The organism is Nocardia sp. NPDC005998, assembly GCF_040614395.1.
In the GTDB taxonomy this organism is placed as follows: domain Bacteria; phylum Actinomycetota; class Actinomycetes; order Mycobacteriales; family Mycobacteriaceae; genus Nocardia.
The window spans coordinates 1-15,164 of sequence record NZ_JBEXUI010000035.1 but is presented as its reverse complement, the minus strand read 5'-3'; the positions used below and the strand labels follow the sequence as shown (position 1 = coordinate 15,164).

Here is a 15,164-nt window from a genome sequence, read left to right as displayed (position 1 = left end):
TACGCGTCCGCTCGCGGCCGCGTCGGGTCCTGCATCGCCGCGGAGTCCGGGGCCGTGCGGTGGTCCCCCGTCGGGTCACGGCTTGCTCCGTAGTCGCAGGCCGCGCGGAGTCGCCGAGAATCCGGCCTCGGTCAGGAAACCGGCGAAGGTATTGCCGTGCACCGTTTCTCCGTCGACTCGGTCGATCACCAAGGAGTCGACGCGGCGGTCGCGCACCAGATCGGCCAGGGCGGTGGCCGCGGCTTGGCGGGTGTTCGGGTCCTCGGTGAAGGTGAGCAGGGTTTTGCCGCCGCGCTCCAGGTACAGCGCCAGTTCGCCGTCGATGAGTACGACTATCGCGCCCGCCTTGCGTCCGGGGCGGTGGCCGGCGCCCTCGGACGGACCCTTCGGCCAGGGGAGTGCGGCGCCGTAGGGGTTCGCGGGATCGCTGGCGGCCAAGGCGAATGCGGTGCTTCGGCGTGGTCCGCCGGTGACTTGGCGGGCGCGATCGGTATCGAAGGAGCGCAGCCGGTCCACCACATCGGTGGTGGAGAACTGGGCGCCGCCGAGCGAATCGACGAAATAGCCACGGCGGCACCGGCCGCGATCCTCGAATTCGGTGAGCACGCGGTACATCAGCGCGAAGCCGCCGGGCACGCCCTCGTTCTGCACCGAGCCGCGGGTCAGCACGCCGTAGCGCTCCAGCAGGGTGTCGGCGGTCGCGTGGGCGCGCAGGGTGTTGTCGGCCACCCGTTCCGGTAGCAGTGACCAGCGGCCCGCCACCGCGGGTGCTCCCGACCTGGTCGGCAGGTTCGGCCGCGGCAGATACGCCCGTCCGCGCGGTGCCCGCCGCGGCGTGCGATGGGCCGTTGTGGTCCGTGCCGTACCCGAGAGCAGCGCGCGCACGGGTGCGAATGTGTCACCGGAGACGACGCCCGCCCAGACGAGCTCCCACAGCGCGGCCGCGACCTGTGGGTCGTCGAGTAGTCCGGTGGCGTCGGCGAGCTGCCGGAAGAAATACGCGCCGCCGCCGTGCAGGACCGGCGGAAGTCGCGGTGGCGCACCGCCTCGGCCCGTCGGACGGTCCGGCTTCGCGGAAACTCCCGGTGCCGCCTCATCATCCAGCGATACGACCTGGTCGGTGCCCGATCCTGGTGCATCGAGCGGTCTCTGCCCAGCGGAATCGATGGGAGTCCATGGCGTGATCGATGCCCCCAATGCGCTGAGCAGGCGCAGGTGCACCTCGGACAGCTCGATCTCGTCGGCAGGGGTCAGGGTGAACGGTGCCTGATCGGCCAGATGCAGTGCGATCCAGCCGTCCTTCGCGGTAATGGCACCGTGTCCGGACCAGCTGACCTCGCCGGTGGCCATCAGTTCGTCCAGCATGGCGGGGGAGTAGTCGCGGACCCGGGCGGGCAGTACGAGCGACTCCCACGCGGAGGCGGGAATCGGCACTCCCGCAAGCTGTTCCACCACGGCCGCGACCCCGTCGACGCCGCGCAGTTCACCGGTGCCGACGTGCTGCCAGGCGGGCAGGAAGCGGCCGAAGGCGGCGGTGGCGACCGGCTCCACCTCGTGCCGGGCGGCCGCGAGCGAGCGGCGGCGCAACCGGCGCAGCACCTGCGCGTCACACCACTCCGAACCGCTGGCAGCAGGGGTGAATTCGCCTTCTACCACGCGTTTTTCAATGACCAGTCGATGCAGCGCGGTCGCGGCGACCGCGGTGCCGAGGCCGAAGCGGGCGGCCACCGCCTCGGTGGTGAACGGTCCATGGGTGCGGGCGTAGCGGCCGATCAGATCGCCGAGCGGGTCGGCGACCGGTTCGATGAAGGCGGCCGGGGTGCCGATCGGCAGTGGTACGCCGAGCGCATCGCGCAGGCGTGCGGCGTCCTCCACCGCCACCCACCAGGTTCGACCGGCGAAGGTAACCTCCAGCGCGCGCTTGGCCTGCAGCAGGCTGGCGAACCATTCGGTCGCGTCACCATGCGGTGCGACAGCGGGCCCGGCCTCGCTCGGCTCGTCATCGTCGAGCGCAACGGCAGCCGCCGCACCGACACACCGCAGCGCGGCCTCCTCGGCGGTGAGCGGCCCGAGCAGCCGCAGCAGATCGGCCAGTCCCTCCGCATCCCGCGCCTGCCGTTCGGGGGTGAGCCGCTGCAACTCCTGCTCGGTCTGCTCGATAACGCTGGCGTCCAACAGTTCTCGCAGCTCTACCCGGCCGAGCAGTTCGGCGAGCAGACTCGAATCCAGGGACAGCGCGGCGGCCCGACGCTCGGCCAGCGGACTGTCACCGTCGTACATGAACTGCCCGATGTAGTCGAACAACAGGGAATTGGCAAAGGGCGAGGGTGTCGCGGTTTCCACCTCGACCAGTCGCACCTGACGCCGCGCCACCCGCCCGAGCAGATCCCGCAGTGACGGCAGATCGTAGACGTCACGCAGACATTCGCGCACCGTCTCCAACAGGATCGGAAAGTCCGGGAACTTCCGAGCCACATCGAGCAACTGCGCCGACCGCTGCCGCTGCTGCCACAATGGCGCGCGCTTACCGGGATCGCGCCGGGGCAGCAGCAGCGCCCGCGCCGCGCACTCCCGGAACCGCGACGCGAACAGTGCCGACCCGCCGACCTGCTCGGTGACGATCTCGTCGATCTCATCGGGATCGAAGACGAACAGTTCCGCACCTAGCGGATCGTCGGTGGTATCGGGCAGCCGCACCACAATGCCGTCATCGGAGGCGTTGGGCGACACATCGACCCCGAACCGCTCCCGCAACCGCGCCCCGATCGCCAATGCCAATGGCGCGTGCACCGGCAGCCCGTAGGGCGAATGCAATACCAGCCGCCAGTCGCCGAGTTCGTCACGGAACCGCTCGACGATCAGCGTCTTGTCGGTGGGCAATTGGCCGGTGGCGGTGCGCTGTTCGTCGAGCAGGGCCACCAGGTTGGCGGTCGCATTTTCGTCTAGGCCCGCACCGCGGATGAGCTCGTCGGTCACCGGGTCGGCTGACGTCGTCCGGGCGCTCTTCTTTCCGTTGCCCCTGGTTCCGGGATCCGAATCCGGATCGGACTCGATTCGCCGCGGCGCGTGCGCACCGGCCTTGCGGACGAATTCGCCGAGTGCGGCGCCGAGTTCGGCGGGGCGGCCGAGTCCGTCGCCGTGCCAGAACGGCAACCGTCCCGGCTGTCCGAACGCGGGCGTGACCAGCACCCGGTCGAAGGTGATCTCCTCGATGCGCCAGCTGGTCGCGCCGAGCGCGAAAACATCGCCCACCCGCGATTCGTACACCATCTCCTCATCGAGTTCACCCACCCGCGAGGCCTTTTCGCCGACCATGTAGACCGCGAACAGCCCACGGTCCGGAATCGCGCCGCCGGAGGTCACCGCCAGTCGTTGCGCTCCGGGCCGACCGGTGAGCGTGCCCGCGTCGCGGTCCCACACCAGCCGCGGCCGCAGCTCGGCGAACTCATCCGACGGATAGCGACCGGCGAGCAGATCGAGTACCGACTCGTACGCCGACCGGGGCAGTGCGGCGTAACTGCCGGTGCCGCGCACGGTTTCGAACCACGCGTCGACATCGATCGGTTCGAGCGCACAGGCCGCGACGGTCTGCTGGGCCAGAATGTCCAAGGGATGCGCCGGAATCTGCAGCGCCTCGATCTGCCCCGCCGTCATCCGCTGCGAGGCGACCGCGCAATGGATGACATCGGTGCGATGCTTCGGGAACAGCACTCCGCGCGAGATCTCGCCGACCTGGTGTCCGGCCCGCCCGACCCGCTGCAATCCGCTGGCCACCGATGGCGGCGCCTCCACCTGCACCACCAAATCGACCGCGCCCATATCGATGCCGAGTTCGAGACTGCTGGTGGCCACCACGCAGCGCAGCCGTCCGCTCTTGAGATCGTCCTCGATGATCGCCCGCTGCTCCTTGCTCACCGAACCGTGGTGCGCGCGGGCCAGCAGCGGTTCCGCGCCATGGATCACTTCGGTGGACGCACCCAGCTGGGCAGGCGGTTTGTGGTCCATGTCGACCGCATCGCCGAGCCGAGCCGCGTAGGCCTCGTTGAGCCGCGCGGTCAGCCGCTCGGCGAGCCTGCGTGAGTTCGCGAAGACGATCGAAGACCGGTGTTGCAGTACCAGATCCACGATCGCCTCGTCCACATGCGGCCAGATCGAGCCGGGCTGATCGGAGTCTCCCGGCTCGGTCATATCCGCGATCGGCACACGCACGGACAGATCGAAGGTCTTGGGCGCGGGCGGCGAGACAATGGTGATGGGCGCATTTCCCACCAGGAATCGTCCGACCTCCTCGGGGGGCCGCACCGTCGCGGAGAGGCCGATCCGCTGGGCGGGCCGCTCGGTCAGCAGATCCAACCGAGCCAGCGACAGCGCCAGATGCGCACCGCGTTTACCACCCGCAATGGCATGCACCTCGTCCACGATGACCGTGCCGACCTCGCGCAGCGTCTCCTTGGCCGCCGAGGTGAGCATGAGGAACAGCGATTCGGGCGTGGTGATCAGAATGTCGGGCGGTGTGCGCTGCATCGATCGCCGATCCGCCGCACTGGTATCGCCGGAGCGGACACCGACGCTGATCGCGGGCGGATCCAGCCCCAGCCGTTTGGCGGTCTGGGTGACCCCGACCAGCGGTGCCCGCAGATTTCGCTCGACGTCCACCGCCAGGGCCTTGAGCGGTGACACATAGAGCACCGAGGTGCCGCGCGTCGTCTTCCCCTCCGGCTTCGTCCTGGTTGCCAGCTGATCGATGGCCCACAGAAATGCCGACAGCGTCTTGCCCGAACCGGTCGGTGCGACGACCAACGTGTGTTCACCTGCGGCAATGGCTTTCCACGCGCCGAGCTGGGCGGCCGTCGGCGCGGGAAAGGCGCCGTCGAACCACTCCTGGGTCGCGGTGGAGAACTGAGCCATAGCATCAGTGTGCACCTGGGCACCGACAGCCCAGCGGGCGCTGGTGAAACGCTCGAGTCCGGCAAATGGCCCGCGGCGGCAGGGGAGCCCGAGCGAAGGGTTGGCAATCGAAGTACGACCACCACTGCCGCGCCGTACGCTTCCAACCGTGCAGAAGGTGCTCAGACTCGACCTGGTCAGCCATGGTATGACCGAGGCGATGCGAAAGGCACGTTTTCCAGTCGACGAGTCGCTGACCGAGGCCGGTCGCCGAGCAATCGCGGCAAGTGGGCGCCTGACCGCGGCTCGAGTACTCACCGGACCCGAGCGCAGGGCCGTGGAAACCGCTGCGCTGATGGGGCTTCCGGGCGAGGAGGACACTCGACTACGCGATCTGGACGCGGGTGCGTGGCGCGGAGGTGAGTTGATGTCGGTGCCGCAGGACGAGCTGTACGCCTGGCTGACCGACCCGCAATTCCGTGGCCACGGCGGCGAATCCGTGATCGATGTGGTCGAGCGGACCAGGTACTGGATGGCCGAAATCGCTTCCGAGGGCATGTCGACCATCGCGGTCACCCACCCGGCGGTAATCCGTGCGGCGCTGTTGGTGACCCTGGACGCGCCGCCGAAATCGTTCTGGCGGATCGACATTCCGCCGGGCAGCGTCACCCGGCTGCACTACCGCGGCGAATGGACGTTGCACTTCACGGCGTGAGATTCGTACTCATCCCGCGCAGCGGTCCCGCGCCGACCGTCACGAGCAGCCGTACCGCGTCGGTGATCAGCCGAGCGGGTATCGAAGGATCAACGGCCCGTTGCATGCCCAGGCCGATCCCCATGCTCAGGACCGCGGTCGCGGCATCTTCGGCGGGCATCGGCAGTGGGATTGCGATCGTGTCCGAGAGTGTCTGCAGCTGAGCCGCGACGGCCCCGCGCATCATGGCGAGGCTGGAGACCAGTGCGGCCTGCAGTTCCGGATCGTCGCGGGCAACGGTGGCGAATTCGAATTCGAGCAGGGTCCAGCCGACGTCGCCGATGGTTCGCTCGGCCCATTCGTGAAACCGCGCCAGCTGATCGTCCAAGGTCTCGCCCGCCGCGAGCAGATCGGTCACCTCGCCGAATTTCGTCGCGTGGATCAGCGCCAGTACCTCCAGGCACAGCTCCTTCTTGGTGCGGAAATTCGAGTAGACCGCACCCTTCGAATAGCCCGCCTCCTCGGCGACGCGCTCGAGGCTGGTCTTCGCATAGCCCTCGGCCAGGAAGAGGTCGCGTGCGGTCGCGATCAGGTCGGCCCTGGTGCGGGCCTGACTTTCGGACCGGGTCAGACGTGCCATACCGAGGATTCTACGTACCGATAGATTTCAGATACTGAAGGTATTTGAATTCTGCTAGTGTTTGGAACTATGGGTAACAAGAACGGGTCGCAGCGGCGCGGCCTGGCTATCGGGTGCGGTGGCACGCTGGGGTTCGCCTGGATCGTCGCCGCGCTGGCCGCCACCCGCGACGTGCTGGACTGGGATCCGCGCGAGGCGGATGTGCTGATCGGCACGTCCGCGGGTGCGGAGACGGTCACCATGCTCGGCAGCGGCATCGCGGTGGACGAACTCGTCGCGATGCAGCGCGGGACGTCGGCGAATCCGGTTCTGCTCGCGCATATGCGGGCCGAGCCCGGACGGTTCCCACCGCTGCCCCGGCCGCGGCTGGGTGAGTTGGGCCTGAGCTTGCGTGCGCCGAAGACCGGACAGCGATTGCTGACCGCGGGCAGCGGGCTACTGCCGGTAGGCGGTGGCGATGCGAGTTGGCTGCAGCACCTGGCGGATCGGCTGAATCCGGGCCGCTCCTGGGTATCCCATCCCGCGACGTGGCTGGTGAGCATGGATTACGCGACGGGAGAACGGGTTCCGTTCGGCGCACCGGATGCGCCACCGGCCGCCTTGGGTTCGGCGCTGCGCGCATCCTGGGCGGTGCCCGGCTGGTTCCCGCCCGTATTGATCGCGGGGCGACGCTTCGTCGACGGCGGCGCCGGATCGACCGCATCGGTGGATCTGCTCGCGGCACAACAACTCGATGAGGTGCTGGTGCTCGCGCCGATGGCCTCCGTCGACAAGGTTGCCGCGACCGGTCCCGGCCATTTCCTGGAACGGCAGCTGCGCAATCGGATGAGCGCCCAGCTCGCGGCCGAGGTTGCCGTGCTGCGCGCGGCCGGCACCCGCGTGCTGGTAATCGGCGCCACCGCGGCCGATCTCGCGGTGATGGGCCCCAACTTCATGGACGCCCGTCGCCGCCTCGCGACATTCGAACACAGTCTGCACAGCACCCGAACGGCGCTGGAACAAGGAGAATTCGCATGAAAATCCTCGGTCACGGCTATCCGGATATCGATCTGAAGGGCGCACGAGTACTGATCACCGGCGCGGGCCGCGGCATCGGTCGGTCGACCGCGGAGCTGTTCGCGGACGCGGGCGCTCAGGTCGCGATCGCCGATGTGGACACCGCCGCGGCGGAATCCACCGCGGCTGCGATCGGCGCACGCGCATACGAGCTCGACGTGCGTGCCCGCGATCGGTGGGACAAGGTTGTCGCCGACTTCGGTGTGGTGGACGTGCTCGTCAATAATGCGGGTGTCATGCCAGCGGGCGCGTTCCTCGACGAACCAGATGCGGTCGGTCACGCCACCTTCGATATCAATGTCTGGGGCCTCATCCACGGCATGCGCGCCGTGGTGCCCGGCATGATCGAGCGCCGCCGCGGCCACGTCGTCAATGTCGCCTCGCTTGCGGGCAAGGTGCCGGTGCCCGGCCTCGCCGTCTACAACGCCAGCAAGTTCGCCGCCGTTGGCCTGTCCGCCGCAACCCGTTTGGAGTTCGCGCCGCAGGGCGTCAGCGTCAGCTGCGTCATGCCATCGGCGGTACGCACCCGCCTCTCCTCGGGCCTGACCCTCGGCAAGGGCATGCCCACCGTCGACCCGGAAGACGTCGCCGCGGCCATCCTGCAAACCTGCCACACCCGCAAGGCCGAGGTAGCCGTCCCGAACTACCTCGGCCCCATCGACATAGCCCTGGCCGCCGCTCCCGAACGCGCGGTCCGCCTGGTGCGCAGGCTCTTCGACGGCGACCGCGCCCTGCACCCTGCCGACGGCGAAACCCGCGCGAAGTACGAACAGCAGGTTCGTTCGATCATCGAATAACCAGCCGTACCACGAAAAGCGGTCCCGGAGAACATCTCCGGGACCGCTTTTATTTTCAGCAGCTGGTCGGGACCGGATCGCCGCGGAAGCGGGCTTCCACGTAGTTCCACGCGTCGGCGAAACCGGCGACCGCGGTGGTCATATGCTCCGCGATTTCATAGGGGTGGAAGTCGATCGGCGCGCCCGCCTTGCAGTAGCGGTCGGCGACCTCGGCCACCGGATTGAAGAAGGTCAGCGTGTCGAAGCGGCCCTGCCAGATAAAGGTGGGAACCGTTGGAACTCCGGGGAAGTACCGCAAGCTGTTCTCCCGCAACACCGCTCGCGCCTCCGGACTGTCCATCAGACTCTTCGATGCCGCCATCTGCTCGGCACTGCGGAAAGCCCCGTGGAACAGCAGGAAGCGACGGCAGGCGTCGTGCGTGAATTCGCGGAACCACAAACCATTCTGGTTGAGCTGATCCGAAATCGGCAGCCGGTTCGGGTATTCGCGCTCCAAGCCCATGGCGGCGGCGAAGGCCAACCCGAAGCCGGGGTGCGGTTCGAAGCCGAGGGCGAGGGCCATCTCCTCCATATCGGCGGGGATGCCGCCCGCGACCGCGGCGGTCAGCTTCAGGTCGGGGGCGTAGGTGGGTTGCAGCGCGGCCGCCCAGGCGGTGGCCATGCCGCCGCCGGAGTAGCCCGCGATCGCGACCGGTGAGTTGGCCAGACCGAGGTCGGCCACCTTCTGCACGGCCTTGACGCTGTCCAGCGTCATCATGCCGCTCAACCGCGCCGCACCGTAGGCAGAGGTGGGGCCGAGATAGTCGGGCAGTGAGATCGCCCAGCCGCGGCCGATGGGCAGCATGGCGCCGGGCGCGTCCTGCAGTTCGCCATTGAACAGCGACCGCGATGGATTGCACTGGGTGCCAAGGGAATTGATCAGCGCCTGATAGGAGACCAGCGGTGGGTTCTTGACACCGGCCGGGAGCAGTACGGTGGTCACGCCCATGACCGGGTTGCCCTGCGAGTTGGTGGAGCGGAACGCCACCTGCCAGCCCTCGGTGCCGACATAGGGTCCGGTGTCGATCTTGCGGGTGCGCACCACATCGCCGGGCTTCAGCGCACCGAGATCGGCCGGTGCACCGTAGAACGGATCGGGGTCGGGGGTCGGGTAGAGCGGATCGGCCTGCGCTGGCAGGCCCAGCAGCCCGAGCGAGGCGATACTCAGCATCAGGATCGCGATCCTGAAGGGAACTCTGGACAAGACTTTCCTTCGATGGTCAGCCGCCACCGACGATACGACCGAAGGCCCCGAGACACCTCGGCCGACGTCGGACGGACCGGCACTACAACGGGGATTCGCAGCGAACTACCTCGTTCACTGCACGGATCGGAAGAAGGAACCGGCGGCCGAACCGAACGCGAGCCGATCGCGGCAGACTTCTCGCACCTCCTTCGGCTCCGCGGCCGCCCGGTTGCCGCGAGAAGCGACACCATCCGCTGCGAAATTAGCGCAAGGCCGGGCTATTTCGCGATGTGATTCCGGTGAAATGACATACCTCACAATGTGGAAGGCGACCCTATCGCCTCGCGCTCACGATCTTCTGCCGTCGAAACTGCCGCTGGACGGCCGGGCGCGGAGCACGACGCCGCTCATTTCCGCTCGCGTGTCCGAGGTCACATTTCACCTCGCATCCTGCATAGCCCGTGCCCATTGTGAATAGGCGAAATTGAGCAGTCTGCTCAATTCGTCGGACATCGGTTGTGCGTTCAGCTCATCAAGGACAGTATGGCGGCAAGAAATGCTCAACGAGGCGAAGCGTCAGATCGGCGCCTAGCGGACGGGTGGACGATATGACCGAGCTCGCCGACCGCGAACTGATCCCAGCCCCCTATGACCTTGCCGACCGCTACCGCGTCGGCGCGGGCACCGTTGTCCTCACCGGCGTCCAGGCGATCGCTCGACAGCTCGTCGAGCAGCATGTTCGTGATCTGCGCGCCGGACGACGGATCGGCACCTTCGTCTCCGGATATCAGGGCAGCCCGCTGGGCGGCGTCGACAAGATGCTGAACGGTATGCCGAATGTATTGGCCGAGCACGATATTTCCTTTGTGCCCGGCTTGAACGAGGAACTCGCCGCGACCTCGGTGTGGGGCAGTCAGGCCGATCTGCCCGCGGGCAATGCGACCCATGATGGGGTTGTCGGGGTCTGGTACGGCAAGGGCCCCGGGCTCGACCGCGCGACGGATGCGCTGCGGCACGCCAATATGTACGGCGCCAATGCCCATGGCGGCGTACTCCTGCTGGTCGGCGACGATCCGGCCTCGAAATCCTCCACCGTGCCGGCGGTGAGTGAGCGCTCGTTGGCCGCGATGGGCATTCCGGTGCTGTTCCCGCGCAATGCGCGCGAGATCATCACCATGGGTCTGCACGGTGTCGCACTGTCGCGGGCGTCGGGATGTCTGGTGGCACTGAAGATCGTCGCCGATGTCGCCGATGGCGCGTGGACGGTCGATGGCACGGTGGGCGATATCGATATCACCGTGCCCGAGATCGAATGGGAGGGTGCGCCGTTCACCTACCTGCAGCGGCCGATGGCCGCGCCGACCGACAGCGTGATCGCCGAGGCGGATCTGTACGGACCGCGCTGGGAGCTGGTCAAGGCCTACAGCACGTGCAATGAACTCGATGTCATCGAGGTGAACCCGGCACATGCCACCGTCGGAATCGCAGCCACCGGAACCACATTCGACGCCGTGCGCCAGGCGCTGATCGATCTCGGCGTCGACGATGACGCACTGCTGCGCGCGGGCGTGCGGCTGCTGCGCATCGGCATGCCGTATCCCATCGCACCCGAGCGGGTCCGGCAGTTCGCCGACGGGCTGGAGCGGATCGTGGTCGTCGAGGATAAGACCGCGTTCATCGAAACCCAGATCCGCGAGATCCTCTATGGCACGACAGCCGCGCCGCAGATCATCGGTAAGCGCGATGCCGCGAACCGGCCGCTGTTCGCCCAGGACGGCGAGCTCACTTCGGGGCGGATCGCCGCGCCGCTGCGCCGCGCGCTCCAGGGCCATCTGGACATGAAGCGTCCCTTGCCGCAGCCGCTATCGCTCGCCGTGCTGCCCGCGAAGCGCGCCGCCTACTTCTGCAGCGGCTGCCCGCACAACCGGTCCACCGCCGTACCGGAGGGATCGCTGGCCGGTGGCGGCATCGGCTGCCACACCATGGTGACGATGTCGGGGCGCGATGACAGCAAGGTCACCGGGCTGACCCAGATGGGTGGTGAGGGTACGCAGTGGATCGGGCAGGCACCGTTCACCACGGTGCCGCATCTGTTCCAGAACATCGGTGACGGAACGTATTTCCACTCCGGCCAACTCGCCGTGCAGGCCTGTATCGCCGCGGGGGTGAACATCACCTACAAGCTGCTCTACAACGATGTCGTCGCGATGACCGGCGCGCAGGACGCCGAGGGCGCACTCGCGGTGCCGATGCTGACCCATAAGCTCACCACCGAGGGTGTGCGGCAGATCATCGTCTGCGCCGACGAACCCAAGAAGTACCGCAAGCGCGACCTCGCCGCCGGAACCCTGCTCTGGCACCGCGATCGGCTCGACGAGGCGCAGCGCACGCTGCGTGAGATTCCGGGCGTGACCGTGCTCATCTATGACCAGCACTGCGCCGCCGACGCGCGCCGCCAACGCAAGCGGGGCACCCTGCCGGTCCGGCGGACCCGGGTGGTCATCAACGAAGCGGTCTGCGAGGGCTGCGGCGATTGCGGCGTCAAGAGCAACTGCCTCTCGGTGCAGCCGGTCGATACCGAATTCGGCAGCAAGACCCGGATCGATCAGACCTCGTGCAATACCGACTACAGCTGTATGGACGGCGACTGCCCGTCCTTCGTCACCGTCGAACTGCCGGATCCGGCCAAGGCGAAGAAGCGTAAGGGAAGTCGACGTGCCGAGCCGCCGGTGCTGCCCGACCTGCCGAATTCCGCCCCGGCGACGACCCAGAATGTCTTCCTCGCTGGCATCGGCGGAACCGGCATCGTGACGGTGAACCAGGTGCTGGCGACGGCCGCGCTGCGTGCCGGATACGAGGTGGCGAGTCTGGATCAGATCGGCCTGAGCCAGAAGGCCGGACCGGTCGTCTCGCACCTGCGTTTCGCTAGTGGCGAGCTGGAACCGGCGAACCGGCTGGCACCCGGTTCGGCCGACTGCATCGTCGCCTTCGACCTGCTCGCCGCCACCGATAATAAGAATCTGGCCTACGGCTCGAAGCAGACCACGCTGTCCGTCGCGTCGACCAGCAAGACCCCGACCGGCGATATGGTCTACGACCGGACCATCGCGTATCCCGAAGAGCGCGAACTGCTTGCCCGGCTCGAGCAGGTATCGCATGCGGTGCAATCCTTCGATGCACTGGCCGCGGCCGAGGTGCTGTTCGGCAGTACCGCCGCCGCCAACTTCCTGCTGATCGGCGCCGCCTACCAGATCGGTGGTCTGCGCCTGCCCGCATCGGCGATCGAGGAGGCCATCGAGATCAACGGTGTCGCCGTGCAGGCCAATATCGCGGCATTTCGCTGGGGCCGGGTGGCCATCGCCCGCCCGGCCGAATTCGCCGCCGCTACCGGCCGCAAGGTGCGCGAACGTACCGAGATCGCCATTCCGGCAGACCTTTTCGATGGGGTGACCGCCGCGGGTGAGACCAAGCGGCTGCTCGAACTGCGGGCCGCTGAGCTGATCGGCTTCCAGGGCGTGCGCACGGCCCGCGATTACGTCCGCACCGTGCAACGGGTTTGGGAGGCCGAGCAGCGCGTCACCGACCGCACCGAGTTCAGCGAGCAGGTGGCCCGCGGCCTCTATAAATTCACCGCCTACAAGGACGAATACGAAGTCGCCCGCCGACTGACCGATCCGGCCTTCCTCGACGAGGTCGCCGGTCAACTCCCCGACGGCGCCAACCTCACCTACCGGCTGCACCCGCCCGTCCTGCGTGCCATGGGCCGCAAGAAGAAGATCGGCCTCGGCCCGCGCAGCCACTTCGCGTTGCGGGTGCTGGCGCAGGGAAAGCGCCTGCGCGGCACCAAGTTCGATCCCTTCGGCTATGCCCACGTTCGCCGGGTGGAGCGGGCCTTGCTGGCGCACTACTCCGAGATGGTGACCATGCTGGCCGCCGACCTCGACCGAGCAGGCTACGACCGCGCCGTCCGAGCCGCCGCGCTCCCCGATATGGTCCGCGGCTACGAGGACATCAAACTCGCCAATGTCGAACTCTATCGAAACGGCCTGCAGGAGCTCGGCATCGAGCCACCACAGCTCTAATCGCAGACGTGCCGACCATCGGCAATCGGCCGCACGAGGTACAGTGGCGGCTTGAAGTTGTCCGATCGACAGTGAGCCAGCTGGACGCGCAATGCTTCTGTTGCCGAGGGGTCGGTCGCGTGAGTCATTTCGATAACGCGGCGCACTGTTAGAGCGTCAACGCCGCGGGCTTCGGCGTCGGCGACATAGTCGTCGATGATGTCGAGCGTATCGGGTGTGGGCCGCTGGGGTCGGCGGCGGTGCTCCAGTCGCTCACGCTCGATGTCGATGTCACTGTATCCGCGCCGCTCACGCAGCAACCGCTCGATCTCTTCGAGAGATGAGGTCTGCGTGAGCAACGCTGCCAGCGACGATTCCGAAAGAGCGGTGGCTGCAATCCGGTAGACGCGCGTGGCCGCGTCGGTGACCTCGATGACGACATCGCGCTGGGTCTCGACGGAGCCGCGCCAGCCGGACGCAGCCACGGCCAGGAGAGCATTGGCCTCCGATGGGTGCCATGACCAGATGCTCGCCAGTCCTTCCGCATCCCTGGCTATCAGATCGCCGACAATCTCCGCATCCAGAGCGTTCAACCGACTGTTGAGCTCGGCACGGGACAGTTCGCCGTCAAGACCGGCACCGGCGACGAGCACCTGAGTCGGCAGCCCGGACGTAATTGCAGCGGCCAAAGCAACAGAGTCGGCCAGCGGGCTACGCAACCCTGGCTCATTGCCAGTGGCCAGGATGTCGCCGCCCGTATCGATCACCACGACCTCATCAGCGTCGAACGCGGAAGCCGCGTAACGGATCTGACGCGCGAGACCGTTTACCCCAGCCTCGATGTCCATCAGCAGCAGCGGTTGTGCGACATGCCCCGCAAGGCGCGGGAGTGTCGATTTTCCGTCGCCGTGCAGGGCCGCTGTGGGTGGCACTTCGAAGACTCCGCCGTGGTCGATCAACCCATGGAAGTCGGCCCGCGTCCTCGGGCCGGGTGTCGGGTCGACAATCAGCCGGTCCCATGAGTAGCTCATGATGGCTACCACGCCCAGAGCTGGCATTTTGTCGGCGAGCATGGCCGCCGTGACCGCGTCGCCGCCCCCACCCGCAGCGATCGCTACTGTCGTCATCGTCGTTCACCAACCAATCAGCGTCGAAGGCTACAGCCAGGCGGACACGCCGCCGTGGTGGGAGCAGGTGCCGGAGCGGTGCTGGCTATAGCTGTAGGTGCCGTCCGTGCAGCGGGCGGTGGCGCCGGGTGGGGCGGCGGGGGCCGACTGTGGGCGGTGGACGCACTGGTTGTCGGAGTTGAGGTAGGAATCGTCGCCGCAGATCGGCTGGGCTGGTACGGCTGCCGCGGGCGGTTGGTAGGCCGTGGTCGGCGAGGCGATCGGCTCGGGCGCGACGGGGGCTGCGGCGGCGGGTGGCGACGCCGTGGTCGTCGTGATCGGCGGTGTGGGGGCCGGCGTTGTCATCGCGGGCTTCGGCGTCGTCGGTGCCGAGGTGGTCTTGGCTACGGTCGACGTCGTCGCGGCGACGAGGCCGGGGCCACTCGGTGGCGATGCGCAGCCGCCGAGTAGGAGTGCGAACGCGCCCACGAAGACGATGCCGAGCACTGCGGTGAAGCGGTTTCTCATGGGTCCCCTACGGAAGTCGCGGCCAGGCCGGTCAGTGTGGGTGTGCTGCCTGGACTACCCGCTCCATCGGTCCAGCAGACGGCCCGTTACCGACACTCGTGGCGACTCGCCGTACGGCCACCTATCGATGAAAAATGGTCCGGGCCAGTCGGTTTGCAAACCGACTGGCC

The 15,164-nt window shown here is 67.6% G+C and carries 9 protein-coding genes; 4 read left to right on the top strand and 5 right to left on the bottom strand.

Annotated elements, in window-relative coordinates:
* Positions 1–75 precede the first annotated feature (75 nt).
* Positions 76–4,908, bottom strand: a complete 4,833-nt coding sequence (locus tag ABZ293_RS32605; RefSeq protein ID WP_355186976.1) for an ATP-dependent helicase — start codon at positions 4,906–4,908, stop codon at positions 76–78.
* Positions 4,909–5,056: 148 nt separating this feature from the next.
* On the opposite strand from ABZ293_RS32605, the gene ABZ293_RS32600 reads away from it, so the two are divergent.
* Entirely contained in the window at positions 5,057–5,602 is a 546-nt protein-coding gene (locus ABZ293_RS32600) for a histidine phosphatase family protein (RefSeq protein ID WP_354958123.1), read from the top strand.
* Here the strand turns inward: ABZ293_RS32600 and ABZ293_RS32595 are convergent.
* Positions 5,592–6,221 (bottom strand): TetR/AcrR family transcriptional regulator, encoded by a 630-nt coding sequence (locus ABZ293_RS32595; protein WP_354958122.1) that lies wholly within the window; start codon positions 6,219–6,221, stop codon positions 5,592–5,594. The genes ABZ293_RS32600 and ABZ293_RS32595 overlap by 11 nt on opposite strands.
* Before the next feature lie 69 nt (positions 6,222–6,290).
* Here ABZ293_RS32595 and ABZ293_RS32590 point away from each other — a divergent pair, with 69 nt between their 5' ends.
* Both ABZ293_RS32590 and ABZ293_RS32585 read left to right on the top strand, forming a co-directional pair.
* Positions 6,291–7,238 carry a patatin-like phospholipase family protein gene (locus ABZ293_RS32590; RefSeq protein ID WP_355186974.1) on the top strand — a complete coding sequence of 316 codons (948 nt, stop codon included), beginning with the start codon at positions 6,291–6,293 and terminating at the stop codon, positions 7,236–7,238.
* Positions 7,235–8,074 (top strand): SDR family oxidoreductase, encoded by an 840-nt coding sequence (locus ABZ293_RS32585; protein WP_355186972.1) that lies wholly within the window; start codon positions 7,235–7,237, stop codon positions 8,072–8,074. Before ABZ293_RS32590 ends, ABZ293_RS32585 begins: the two co-directional genes overlap by 4 nt.
* 55 nt (positions 8,075–8,129) lie before the next feature.
* On the opposite strand, the gene ABZ293_RS32580 is transcribed toward ABZ293_RS32585, so the two are convergent.
* Positions 8,130–9,284, bottom strand: a complete 1,155-nt coding sequence (locus ABZ293_RS32580) for a lipase family protein (RefSeq protein ID WP_355187108.1) — start codon at positions 9,282–9,284, stop codon at positions 8,130–8,132.
* A 623-nt stretch (positions 9,285–9,907) separates the two neighbouring features.
* Between ABZ293_RS32580 and ABZ293_RS32575 the strand changes: the two genes are divergently transcribed.
* A complete protein-coding gene (locus ABZ293_RS32575) occupies positions 9,908–13,381 on the top strand; it encodes an indolepyruvate ferredoxin oxidoreductase family protein (protein WP_355186971.1) in 3,474 nt (1,157 codons plus the stop codon).
* Here ABZ293_RS32575 and ABZ293_RS32570 read toward each other — a convergent pair.
* Both ABZ293_RS32570 and ABZ293_RS32565 read right to left on the bottom strand, forming a co-directional pair.
* Positions 13,378–14,487, bottom strand: coding sequence for a DUF1152 domain-containing protein (locus tag ABZ293_RS32570; RefSeq protein ID WP_355186969.1), 1,110 nt, complete (start codon positions 14,485–14,487; stop codon positions 13,378–13,380). The genes ABZ293_RS32575 and ABZ293_RS32570 overlap by 4 nt on opposite strands.
* A gap of 30 nt (positions 14,488–14,517) precedes the next feature.
* Positions 14,518–14,994: a DUF3761 domain-containing protein gene (locus ABZ293_RS32565; RefSeq protein ID WP_355186967.1), complete on the bottom strand. Its 477-nt coding sequence runs from the start codon at positions 14,992–14,994 to the stop codon at positions 14,518–14,520.
* Positions 14,995–15,164: the final 170 nt, after the last annotated feature.